The sequence below is a fragment of the Mariniluteicoccus endophyticus genome (genome assembly GCF_054780035.1).
In genome coordinates this window covers 216,167-227,499 of the sequence record NZ_BAAGXC010000017.1, presented here as the reverse complement: position 1 = coordinate 227,499, position 11,333 = coordinate 216,167, and the positions used below count along the sequence as shown (strand labels likewise).

At 69.3% G+C, this 11,333-nt stretch carries 11 protein-coding genes; 10 read left to right on the top strand and 1 reads right to left on the bottom strand.

The genetic code is table 11. The features are described from left to right. The first annotated feature begins 64 nt into the window (after positions 1 to 64). The 8 genes from ACYVGD_RS08360 (at position 65) to ACYVGD_RS08325 (ending at position 9,026) form a co-directional block, all read left to right on the top strand. Positions 65 to 1,003 carry an ABC transporter permease gene (locus tag ACYVGD_RS08360; RefSeq protein ID WP_460742778.1) on the top strand — a complete coding sequence of 313 codons (939 nt, stop codon included), beginning with the start codon at positions 65 to 67 and terminating at the stop codon, positions 1,001 to 1,003. Then, on the top strand, positions 996 to 1,916 hold the full coding sequence (locus ACYVGD_RS08355) for an ABC transporter permease (RefSeq protein ID WP_460742777.1): 921 nt from the start codon (positions 996 to 998) through the stop codon (positions 1,914 to 1,916). The genes ACYVGD_RS08360 and ACYVGD_RS08355 overlap by 8 nt, the downstream gene beginning before the upstream one ends. A 14-nt stretch (positions 1,917 to 1,930) precedes the next feature. Further along, a complete protein-coding gene (locus tag ACYVGD_RS08350; RefSeq protein ID WP_460742776.1) occupies positions 1,931 to 2,998 on the top strand; it encodes an ABC transporter ATP-binding protein in 1,068 nt (355 codons plus the stop codon). Positions 2,999 to 3,026: 28 nt separating this feature from the next. Continuing rightward, positions 3,027 to 4,073 carry an ABC transporter ATP-binding protein gene (locus ACYVGD_RS08345; protein WP_460742910.1) on the top strand — a complete coding sequence of 349 codons (1,047 nt, stop codon included), beginning with the start codon at positions 3,027 to 3,029 and terminating at the stop codon, positions 4,071 to 4,073. A 5-nt stretch (positions 4,074 to 4,078) separates the two neighbouring features. Then, positions 4,079 to 5,764, top strand: coding sequence for a peptide ABC transporter substrate-binding protein (locus ACYVGD_RS08340; RefSeq protein WP_460742775.1), 1,686 nt, complete (start codon positions 4,079 to 4,081; stop codon positions 5,762 to 5,764). Positions 5,765 to 5,798: 34 nt separating this feature from the next. Further along, positions 5,799 to 6,698, top strand: a complete 900-nt coding sequence (gene mshB / locus ACYVGD_RS08335; protein WP_460742774.1) for an N-acetyl-1-D-myo-inositol-2-amino-2-deoxy-alpha-D-glucopyranoside deacetylase — start codon at positions 5,799 to 5,801, stop codon at positions 6,696 to 6,698. Beyond that, entirely contained in the window at positions 6,695 to 7,225 is a 531-nt protein-coding gene (locus ACYVGD_RS08330; protein WP_460742773.1) for a flavin reductase family protein, read from the top strand. The genes mshB and ACYVGD_RS08330 overlap by 4 nt, the downstream gene beginning before the upstream one ends. Positions 7,226 to 7,316: 91 nt before the next feature. Beyond that, complete coding sequence (locus ACYVGD_RS08325) at positions 7,317 to 9,026, top strand: VanW family protein (RefSeq protein ID WP_460742772.1); 1,710 nt, start codon at positions 7,317 to 7,319, stop codon at positions 9,024 to 9,026. A 49-nt stretch (positions 9,027 to 9,075) separates the two neighbouring features. Here ACYVGD_RS08325 and ACYVGD_RS08320 read toward each other — a convergent pair whose 3' ends face one another. After that, on the bottom strand, positions 9,076 to 9,606 hold the full coding sequence (locus tag ACYVGD_RS08320) for an LSm family protein (protein ID WP_460742771.1): 531 nt from the start codon (positions 9,604 to 9,606) through the stop codon (positions 9,076 to 9,078). A 231-nt stretch (positions 9,607 to 9,837) separates the two neighbouring features. Here ACYVGD_RS08320 and fdxA point away from each other — a divergent pair, with 231 nt between their 5' ends. Next, positions 9,838 to 10,164, top strand: a complete 327-nt coding sequence (gene fdxA / locus ACYVGD_RS08315) for a ferredoxin (protein WP_460742770.1) — start codon at positions 9,838 to 9,840, stop codon at positions 10,162 to 10,164. Further along, positions 10,161 to 11,255: a succinyldiaminopimelate transaminase gene (gene dapC, locus ACYVGD_RS08310; protein WP_460742769.1), complete on the top strand. Its 1,095-nt coding sequence runs from the start codon at positions 10,161 to 10,163 to the stop codon at positions 11,253 to 11,255. Before fdxA ends, dapC begins: the two co-directional genes overlap by 4 nt. The last annotated feature ends 78 nt before the right edge of the window (positions 11,256 to 11,333 follow it).

Here is an 11,333-nt window from a genome sequence, read left to right as displayed (position 1 = left end):
GACGAGGTGCGCCGGACGGATAGTCTGATCCGCGCCTCCAGCCACGAACGGAGAGGAGCACGGGATGATCACCTATGTCATCCGACGGTTGCTGCAGATGATCCCGGTGATCCTGGGCGCAACCTTTCTGATCTACGTCCTGGTGTACGCGCTGCCCGGTGAGCCCTGGGAGGGCCGCTGCGGCGAGCGCCCCTGCGACGCGGCGTACATCAACAAGTTCAAGCACGAGTACAACCTGGACAAGCCCGTGCTCGTCCAGTACGCGCTCTACCTCAGCAAGCTGCTGCGTGGCGACCTCGGCACAAACTTCTACAACAACAAGGTCGTCGACGAGCTCGGCCAGCGATTCCCGACCACCGCGGTCCTCGCCCTTATGGCCATCCTGCTTGAGATCGTCATCGGCATCGCCGCCGGTGTGCTCGCCGGCATCACCAAGGGCAAGCTGCCCGACATCATCATCACGATCATCACGCTGATCCTGATCTCGATCCCGGTGTTCGTCATCGGCGGTCTGTTCCAGATGATCTTCGGCCTCAAGCTCCACCTGTTCCCGGTGACAGCGGCCAACGGTGACATGGGTCCAGAGTTGATCTACTCGCTGATCCTGCCGGCGATGGTGCTCGCGTCGCTGCAGATCGCCTACATCACGCGCCTGACGCGCACGAGCCTCGTGGAGAACCTGCGCGCCGACTACGTGCGCACCGCGAAGGCCAAGGGCCTGTCGAAGGGCCGCACGATCGGCGTCCACACGCTGCGCAACTCCCTCGTCCCGGTCGTCACCCAGATCGGCATCGACTTCGGCGGCCTCATGGGCGGCGCCATCGTGACCGAGCGCATCTTCAACATCAACGGCGTGGGCTTCTTCATCTTCCGGTCGATCCAGCAGCAGGACGGCGTCTCCGTCGTCGGCGCGGTCACGTGCCTCGTGCTGATCTACCTGCTGGCGAACCTCATCGTCGATGTCCTGTACGCCTTCCTCGACCCCAGGATCAGCCATGACTGACACCGCGACCCAAGTCCAGGTCGACAACGCGCCCAGGGAGCGTGTGAGTTCGATGTGGGGCGACGCGTGGCGCGAGCTGCGTGTGAGCCCGATGTTCTGGATCGCCACCCTCCTCATCGGCCTGGTGGTCCTGATGGCGGTCGTGCCCCAGCTGTTCACCCGTGCCGACCCGCTCTTCTGCGACCTCAACCACGCCCGTCAGGCCCCCGGCCCCGGCGCGGCGTTCGGCTACGACCTGCAGGGGTGCAACGTGTACGCCCGCACCATCTACGGTGCACGCGCCTCGGTCCTCGTCGGTGTGCTGGCCACCCTCGGCACGCTGCTCCTCGGCTCGCTCGTGGGCATCATCGCCGGCTACTTCGGCGGCTGGGTCGACACGATCCTCTCCCGCGTGGGCGACGTGTTCTTCGCGATCCCGCTGCTTCTCGGCGGCATCCTGATCCTCTACACGTTCCCCAACAAGCTCGACACGCCCTACATGGTCGTGGTGCTGAAGGTCGTCGCGGCCATCGTGGTGCTCGGCTGGCCAACCATCGCGCGCCTCATGCGCTCGTCGGTGCTGCAGGTCAAGCCGACCGACTACGTCCAGGCCGCCCGCGCCCTCGGCGCGACCCCGATGCGGCTGATCTTCTCCCACGTGCTGCCGAACGCGTTCGCGCCCGCCGTCGTCGTGGCGACGATCAACCTGGGTGCCTACATCGCCACCGAGGCGACGCTGTCGTTCCTCGGCATCGGCCTCCAGGCCCCGGTCATCTCCTGGGGCGTGGCCATCTCCGAGGCGTCGGGCATCGGCTATATCGCCGCCGCCCCGCACATGCTCCTGTTCCCGTCCCTGTTCCTGTCGCTGACGGTGCTCGGCTTCATCCTGCTGGGTGAGTCGATCCGTGACGCGTTGGACCCGAAGAACCGCTGAGAGGAGGGGACGACATGGCAACCAAGGCCGAAGAGCTTCCCACCACCAAGCCAACACACGCGCCGTCGAAGTGGAAGGCCGTCGACGGGCGTCTCCTGGACGTCGAGAACCTGCAGGTCGAGTTCCGCACGCGTGACGGCGTGGCCAAGGCCATCAACGGGGTCGACTTCACCCTCGACGAGGGCGAGACGCTCGCGATCCTCGGCGAGTCGGGCTCCGGCAAGTCGGTGACCGCGCAGGCGATCATGGGGATCCTCGACACCCCGCCCGGCTATGTCACCGGTGGTCAGGTCCGCTACTGCGGCACCGACCTGCTGAAAATGCCCGAGAAGGAGCGCCAGAAGATCCGCGGCGCCGAGATCTCTATGATCTTCCAGGACGCGCTGTCGGCGCTCAACCCGGTGTTCCCGGTGGGCTGGCAGATCGCCGAGATGTTCCGCAAGCACCGTGGGATGAACAAGTCCGACTCGCTCGACCAGGCCGTACGCCTGATGCAGCGCGTCAACATCCCCGCCGCCAAGGAGCGCGTGAAGGCATACCCCCACCAGTTCTCGGGCGGCATGCGCCAGCGCATCATGATCGCGATGTCCATCGCGCTCGATCCGGCCGTCCTCATCGCCGACGAGCCGACGACGGCCCTCGACGTCACGGTCCAGGCTCAGATCATGAACCTGCTCAAGGAGCTCCAGGAGGAGCGCAGGATGGGTCTGATCCTGATCACCCACGACCTGGGCGTCGTGGCCGACGTCGCCGACCGCATCGCGGTCATGTACGCCGGCCGGCTTGTCGAGACCGCCGAGGTCCACGACCTCTACGGCAAGCCTGCCCACCCCTACACCAAGGGCCTGCTCGAGTCGATCCCGCGCCTGGACCAGAAGGGCCAGACTCTGTCGGCCATCGGCGGACTGCCGCCGAACCTCATGCGCATCCCCGCCGGGTGTGCTTTCAACCCGCGCTGCAGGTACGCCCAGGACATCTGCCGCCAGGACCCGCCGCCCGTGCTGCTCGACCTGGGCGACCGGGCAAGCGCGTGCCACTTCGCCAAGGAGGTGCTGAACGGTGAGCTCCGCGATCCCCGCTGACGACCACCGCGAGCCGACCAACGAGGAGCTGGGCCACCAGGCCGGCACCCCGTCGAACGCGTCGAGGGGCGAGCCGATCCTGTCGGCCCGCGACCTGGTCAAGCACTACCCGATCAAGGCGGGCGTCCTGCGGCGCACCGTCGGCCACGTCAAGGCCGTCGACGGCGTCTCGTTCGACCTCTACCCGGGTGAGACGCTCGGCATCGTGGGCGAGTCGGGCTGTGGCAAGTCCACGCTCGGCCGCCTACTGATGCGCCTCGAGGAGCCCACGTCGGGCACGGTGCGGTTCAATGGCGTCGACATGTACGCCCAGCGCGGTGCGGCGATGCGCCGCCTGCGCCGCGACATCCAGATCGTGTTCCAGGACCCCTATACGTCGCTGAACCCCCGCAAGACGGTGGGCGACATCGTGGGGGAGGCCTACAAGATCCACCCCGACGCCGTCCCGAAGCAGGGCGTGCGCAAGCGCGTCCAGGAGCTGCTCGACCTGGTGGGTCTCAACCCGGAGCACATCAACCGCTATCCGCACCAGTTCTCCGGCGGACAGCGACAGCGCATCGGCATCGCCCGCGGCATCGCGCTGAACCCGAAGGTCCTGATCTGCGACGAGCCGGTCTCGGCGCTCGACGTCTCGGTCCAGGCCCAGGTGGTCAACCTGATGGAGCGACTGCAGGACGAGTTGGGGCTGGCGTACATCTTCATCGCCCACGACCTGTCGGTGGTGCGCCACATCTCCGACCGCGTCGGCGTGATGTACCTCGGCAAGCTCGCCGAGCTCGGCGACGAGGACCAGATCTACGCGACGCCGACCCATCCTTACACGCAGGCCCTGCTGTCGGCTGTGCCGGTGCCCGATCCCACCCTGCGCGGCAAGCGCGAGGAGATCGTGCTGTCCGGTGACGTGCCCTCGCCCGCGAACCCGCCGGCCGGCTGCCGCTTCCACACCCGCTGCTGGAAGGCCCAGGAGGTCTGCAAGACGCAGGTCCCCGAGCTCGCGCTGCGCCCCGACGGGCACACCGAGCACATGTCGGCCTGCCACTTCGCCGAGCCGCGCAAGGTGCTGGTGGAGAGCTGAGCACCATGGACGACGGCACGGGCCCGGCTCGCACCTCGTGGCGTGCCGGGCCCGTGCTGCGCCCGCTCGTGCCGGTGCTCGCGGGCGTGCTGGCCCTGTCGGGGTGCACCCCCGCGACGGTGCCGGGGCCCGACGGGTCGCCGTCGCCGGTCCCGAGCGGCGAGGTGACGATCCAGGGCTGCACGCCGGCGAGGAACCTGCTGCCGGCCAACACGACCGACGCGTGCGGGCTGCGCATCACCGAGGCCATCACCGCCCGTCTGGTGCGCACCGACCCTGGCGGTGCCCCGGTCATGGATCTCGCGTCGGCGATCGACACGACCGACCAGCGCACGTTCACCGTCCACCTGCGGCCCGACCGGACCTTCGCCGACGGCACGCCCGTGCGGGCCCGCAACTTCGTCTCGGCCTGGAACTGGGCCGCCCGCGGGACCAACGGGATGGCCGGCGCCTCGCTGTTCGGCGTCATCGAGGGGGCGCGGGCGCTGCGCTGCAGCGACATGGAGTCCTGCGACGTGCCCGGCGATGCCGAGATGACGGGGCTGAAGGTGGTCGACGACCACACGTTCACGATGACGACGACCCGTCCGGTGACCGACCTCCCCGCCCGTCTCGACCACCCGGCCTTCGCGCCGCTGCCGGACGCGTTCTTCGCCGAGGGCGGCACGAAGGAGGCGTACGCCACGCGTCCCATCGGCGCGGGCCCGTTCACGCTGGTGTCGGCGTCGACGACCCAGGTCGTGCTGGAGCGCAACGACGCGTACACCGGACCCGCACCCGCGAAGGTGCGCCGGGTCGTCGTCCGGCTGTACGACGACCCGGCGCGGGGACTCGACGTGCAGAAGGCCTACGACGACGTCGTCGCCGGGCGTCTCGACTTCACCGGCGTCGTCCCGACCGACATGCTGCTCGACGACCAGTGGAAGACCGACCTGAAGGACCGCTGGGCGCAGGCCGACACCCGGACGCCCGTCACCCTCGACTTCCTCGGCGCCGACAGGCAGCTCGCCGGGAACCCTGACCTACGACGTGCCATCAGCCGGGCCATCGATCGCGAGACAGCCTCCCGTCGCATCTTCCAGGGCACGCGCGTGCCCGCCACCTCGTGGGTGCCGCCGGCGGTGCCGGGCTATGCGACCGATGCGTGCGGCGAGCTGTGCACCTTCGATCTGTCCGCCGCCCGGCAGGCCTACGACGACGCCGGCGGCTACGTCGGGGCGTTCTATGTGACCGTCAGCGCCGACAGCGGCAACAAGGAGTGGGCCGACTCCCTGTGCAACCAGTTGGCCTCCGCGCTGGAGATCAACTGCCAGGTGCGCGTGCTGCCCAACCAGAAGACCGTCCTGGAACAGGTCGAGGAGGGGCGGCTCACCGGGGTCGTACGCCAGGAGACCGGCTCGGTCGGTGTGTCGCCCGGTCCCTACCTGATCCGCTACCGCAGCGACTCGTCGGCCAACGTCACCGGTCACCGCGACCTTGCGTACGACGAACTGCTCGACCGCGCCGCCGCGGCGGCCACGCCCGAGGAGGCGCTCGCGCTGTACCGCCAGGCGGAGGGCCGGCTGGCGGTCGACCCGCCCTCCATCCCCCTGTGGTACGCGTCCACCCCGGTGGGCTGGTCGACCCGGCTGGCCGACGTACGCCTGACCCGGCAGGGCGCGCTCGACCTGTCCGAGGTCCGCGTCCGTTGACGGATCGTCGCCCGCGGTGGTTAGTCTGGTCCGCGTGTCTGAACCGAACCCGCGCCGGCTCCTGCTGGTCCACGCCCACCCCGACGACGAGGTGACCACCACCGGCATCACCATGGCACGCCACGCGGCCCGCGGCGACCAAGTGACGCTGGTGACCTGCACCCTCGGGGAGGAGGGTGAGATCGTCTCCGACCGCCTCAAGCACCTCCACGACGAGGGCACGCTGGCTGCCCACCGCATAACCGAGCTCCAGGCGGCGATGGAGGCGCTGGGCGTCACCGACTTCCTGCGCCTCGGCGGCGACCACCGCTACCGCGACTCGGGCATGCGCTACGGAGAAAACGGCGAGGTGCGGCCCGCCGACACGCTCCACGACGACTGCTTCTGGCGTGCCGACCTGCGCGAGGCCGCCGACGAGCTGGTGCCCGTCATCCGCGACCGCCGGCCGGAGGTGCTGATCACCTACGACCAGTACGGCAACTACGGCCATCCCGATCACATCCAGGCCCATCGCGTCGCCATGTACGCCGCACAGCTGGCCGGCATCCCCACCTACCGCCGCGACCTGGGTGAGGCCTGGGTCACTCCCCGACTGCTGTGGTCGACGATATCGGAGACCTGGTTCCGTCACGGCCTCCGCGTCATGCGCGACGCGGGCCATGCCGAGGAGGGCTTCGGAGACCTCGACCCCGACGGCCCGATGCCGCCTATGGTCAAGCCCGACGAAGACATCGCGGTGATCGTTCACGACCCGTCGCTGGTCGACCGAAAGCTCGCCGCGTTCCGCGCCCACGAGTCCCAGATCGCCAGCGACGGCTGGTTCTTCAGGATGGGCGACGTCGTCGGGGAGGACGCCTGGTCGCGCGAGTGGTTCGTCCTGGCCGGGGGGACACCGCTGCCCCCGGGCGCCGACGACGTGTTCGCGGGCCTGTGAGCGGGCCCGAAGGAGGGGACGAGCTGCGCGACGACCTCGTCGGGGTCGGCGCGGGCGAGTTGCGTGCCGCTATGGCCAACTTCGCCACCGGCGTCACCGTCGTCACGTGCGAGGTCGAGGGGGAGTGGTACGCGATGACGGCCAACTCCTTCACCTCGATCTCCCTGAATCCGCCGCTGGTGAGCGTGTCGATCTCGAGCCACGGGCGGTTCGTCGAGTCGATGCGGGCGACTGACACGTGGTGCGTGTCCCTGCTCGCGGCGGGCCAGAGCGGGATCGCACGCCACTTCGCCGACCCCCGCCGCGACCGGCACACGCAGTTCGACGGCATCGACCTCGAGGTCTCGGCGCTGACGGGTGCCCCACTCTTCCATGGCGCGCTGGCGTGGCTCGAGTGCCGCACCGAGCGGGCCGTCGTCGCCGGTGACCACGAGGTGTTCCTCGGCGCGGTGCTCGGGGCGCGACACAGCGACGCCCCCGACGCGCAGCCGCTGACGTATTTCCGCGGTCGCTTCACCGGCGGGTGAGCGGTCGCCACCGCGCGGAGGCGCCCGCTCGCGAGGCGGGGGATGTCGCCCACCTCACGTACTATGTGCAGGTCCGAGCGAGAGGTGTGCAGTGAAGAAGAAGTCGGGGCGTCGCCCCAGCGCGGGGCGCGTCGTCGGTCTGGTGACCCTCCTGCTGGTCGTGCTCGCAGGCGGCGTCTACGCGGCTGGCTACGCGATGGCTGGTGACAACGTGCCACGCCAGACCCAGGTCGCCGGGGTCGACATCGGCGGCCTCACGCGCGAACAGGCGGTCGAGAAGCTGAAGGACGAGCTGTCCGGTCGGGTCAACGCGGCCATGACCGTCGTCGTCGAGGGCCAGCGCCTTGACGTGGTGCCCGCCGAGGCGGGGCTGTCGGTCGACTACGAGGCCACCGTCGAGCGCTCGGGGGTCGGCAAGAGCTGGGCGCCCCAGCACATCTGGAACGTCCTGACCGGCGGCGGCCCCATCGAGCCTGCCATCGCTGTCGACGACGTGTCCCTCACGCGCGCCGCCCAGAACGTCGCCACGAAGGTCGACAAGCCCGCCAAGGACGCCACGGTCACGATCGCGGGCGTGGAGATCCGCCGCACCGATGGCGAGCAGGCGATCGCGGTGCGCCAGCCCGATATCACGTCGGGGCTCCGGTCGGCCTACCTGAAGCGGACCGAGGTGCCCGCCTCGGTGGTGCGTACCGACCCCGACATCACCACCTCCGAGGCCGAGGAGGTCGTCGAGGGCTTCGCCAAGCCAACGCTCTCGGCGCCTGTGAAGGTCGACACCGGCAAGGGCGTGTTCGAGGTGACGCCCGCCATGATCGGCGGGGCCACCACGATCGAGCCCAAGGAGTCGAAGCTGGTCGGCGCGGTCAACATGGACAAGCTCTACGAGGCCGCCAAGCCGGCCATGAAGAAGCTCGACCTCAAGGACGCCAAGGACGCCTCCTACAAGATGGAGGGCGGCGGCCTCGTCGTCGTGCCCGCCGTCGACGGTGCCGAAGTCACCAAGGAGAACTTCGCGAAGGTGGTCTCGCCGGTGGTGTCTCAGCCCCAAGGTCGTGACGTGAAGGTGGAGCTCACGGGCGCCAAGGCGAAGTTCACCACCGAGATGGCCGAGCAGCAGAAGCCAAAGCAGGTCATCGGCGAGTTCACGACCTATTACCCCCACGCCGACTACCGCAACATCAACCTCGGTCTGGCGGCATCGCGCATCAACGGCAACACGGTCGCCAAGGACGCGACGTTCTCGCTCAACAAGGTGCTCGGCTCCCGCGACGTCGGCTACGTCGACGGCTGGGTCGTCGCGGGCTCGAAACTGAAGAAGGAGAACGCCGGCGGCATCTCCCAGAGCGCCACGACGGTTTTCAACGCGGCGTGGTTCGCCGGCCTGAAGGACGTGGAGCACCAGCCCCACACCATGTACTTCGACCGCTATCCGGCCGGGCGCGAGTCGACGATCTACTCGGGCTCGATCGACGTGAAGTTCCAGAACGACTCCGACGCCGCGATCTACATCGAGGCAGCGCGCAGCCCGTCGTCGGGTTCCAGCAAGGGCTCGATCACCGTGAAGATCTGGGGCACGAAGAAGTGGGACATCGAGTCCCCGGAGCCGACGAAGTCCAACTTTTACACCGGCCGCACCATCAACGACGACTCGGCCGACTGCAACCCCCAGTCCGCGTCGCCCGGGTTCACCGCCAGCTACTACCGCGTGTTCAAGCAGAACGGCGCGGTCGTCAAGCGTGAGGACAGGTCGTGGAAATACTCGGCGACCGACGAGATCAAGTGCAGCAAGAAGCCCTGACGGCCTCCTGAGACGATGGCTCACACGGACCTCACGGTCCGGGCCCGACTCAGTCCTGGAGGGGCTCGAGGCCGCGTACGCCGGTGGCGCCCGGTCCCGTGACCGCCACGTTGCGCGCGTCGTGGAGGGCGGCCCAGGCCCCCAGCGCGGCGAGGTCGTCGGGATCCTCGAGGCGCATGGCGGCCCACTCGCCGAACACGCGCGCCGCCGACGAGCCGTGGCGGGCGAGCCCGTCGCTCGTCGACACGCCCGAGTCGTCGAGAGAGCTCACGAGCTCGGCGAGGCGTCCGACCCACACGTCTCCCGCACCGCCGACTGTCTCGTCGTGGGCCAACCGGCACACCTGGTCGCGGGCGAAATGGTGCGGGTTGCGCCCGCGGGCGACCAGCGGCACGACGCGTGCGGCGGTCACCGCCGCCCTCGGGAGGGTGGTCACGGAGCCACCGCGACGGCGCATCGTGATCGACGCGTCGTCTAGGGCGGTGACCACCCCGACGATGTCACCGGGCCCGTCGGGGGCCGTGACGCGCAGCGATGCACGACCACCGATGCTCACGCCAGCACGAGCAAGGGGATCCATGGCGGAATCCTAGGTGAGCAGGCGCCGCTACGAACGCCAACGCCCCGGTGAGTTCGTCCACGTCGACGTGAAGGGCCCACCTGCGCGGGCTTCCTCACCCGCGCAGCGGCGTTCTCCGCCACCAACACCTGGCGGGGCACGGGTAGTAGCGGGGCAGGGGTAGTAGAGTGACAGGGCGCCCCAGCCGTGGCCGAGGCCGAAGGGGCGGCCGTGACGACCTAGGAGTCTTGAATGACCTACATCATCGCGCAGCCGTGCGTCGATCTGAAGGATCGCGCCTGCGTCGAGGAGTGCCCCGTCGACTGCATCTACGAGGGCAACCGCATGCTCTACATCCACCCCGACGAGTGTGTCGACTGCGGTGCGTGCGAGCCGGTCTGCCCCGTCGAGGCGATTTTCTACGAGGACGACGTGCCCGAGGAGTGGAAGGAATACTACGACGCGAACGTGAAGTTCTTCGAGGGCCTGGGCTCGCCGGGTGGCGCGTCCAAGATGGGGGTCATCGACAAGGACCACGCGCTGATCGAGGCTCTTCCCGTGCAGGAGCACGAGGCTTGAGGCGTTCGGTGGCAGCGTCGCTGCCGGACTTCCCATGGGACACCCTGCTCGCTGCGAAGAAGCGGGCGGGTGAACACCCCCAGGGCATCTGCGACCTGTCGATCGGTACGCCGGTCGACCCGACTCCCGAGCTCGCCATGCGCGCCCTCAGCGAGGCCGCCGACGCGCCCGGCTATCCGCCTACCATCGGCATTCCCGAGCTCCGCGAGGCCATGGTCCGCCACGTGACCGAGCGCTGGCACGTCCGGGGTCTCGACGAGAACGGCGTCCTGCCAGTCATCGGCACCAAGGAACTCGTCACCAACCTGCCGTGGCAGCTCGGCCTCGGCGCCGACTCCACGCTGGTCATCCCCGAGATCGCCTACCCGTCGTACGCGGTCGGCGGCGCGATCGCTGGCGCGAAGGTCGTCGCCTGCGACGACCCGGCCCAGGTCACCGAGGCCGATGCCATCTGGATCAACACGCCCGGCAACCCGCACGGCGCGGTGATGTCGGCCGACGAGCTGCGCGCGTGGGTCAACCGCGCCCGTGAGCTCGGTGCGGTGCTGGTCTCCGACGAGTGCTACGGCGAGTTCGGCTGGGAGGCCGACCCCGTCTCGGTGCTGCACCCCGACATCTGCGGCGGCTCCCACGAGGGCATCATCACGGCCCTGTCCATGTCGAAGCGCTCCAACCTCGCGGGTTACCGCGCGGGCTTCGTGGCCGGCTGCCCCAAGGTGGTCGCCGAGCTCCGGGAGATGCGCAAGCATGGCGGCTTCCTGATGCCGCGCCCTGTGCAGGTCGCGTTCGCCGAGGTCCTGGGCGACCAGGCCCACGTCGAGGTCCAGCGACAGCGCTACCTCGCGCGCCGCGGCGTGCTGAAGCCCGCGCTCGAGGCGGCAGGTTTCCGCATCGACCACTCCGAGGCCGGGCTGTACCTGTGGGCGACGCGCGACGAGCAGTGCCGCACCACGATCGACTGGCTCGCCGAGCGCGGCATCCTCGCCGCCCCGGGCGACTTCTACGGCGCCAAGGCCGAGAACCACGTGCGCCTCGCGCTCACGGGCAGTGACGAGCGCATCGAGTCGGCGGCCTCCCGCCTGCGCGGCTAGGTCGTCCGCGCTGCCAGACGTCGAGCGCCCCGGTCCTGACGGTTCGTCCGGGCCGGGGCCCTCGCTTTTCCCGGGCGC

Bases quoted from the DNA above. Each gene is read 5' to 3' on its own strand.
- ACYVGD_RS08340 (WP_460742775.1), top strand. From the start codon at position 4,079: ATGGACGACGGCACGGGCCCGGCTCGCACCTCGTGGCGTGCCGGGCCC.
- ACYVGD_RS08350 (WP_460742776.1), top strand. From the start codon at position 1,931: ATGGCAACCAAGGCCGAAGAGCTTCCCACCACCAAGCCAACACACGCG.
- fdxA (WP_460742770.1), top strand. From the start codon at position 9,838: ATGACCTACATCATCGCGCAGCCGTGCGTCGATCTGAAGGATCGCGCC.
- ACYVGD_RS08360 (WP_460742778.1), top strand. From the start codon at position 65: ATGATCACCTATGTCATCCGACGGTTGCTGCAGATGATCCCGGTGATC.
- ACYVGD_RS08355 (WP_460742777.1), top strand. From the start codon at position 996: ATGACTGACACCGCGACCCAAGTCCAGGTCGACAACGCGCCCAGGGAG.
- ACYVGD_RS08320 (WP_460742771.1), bottom strand. From the start codon at position 9,606: ATGGATCCCCTTGCTCGTGCTGGCGTGAGCATCGGTGGTCGTGCATCG.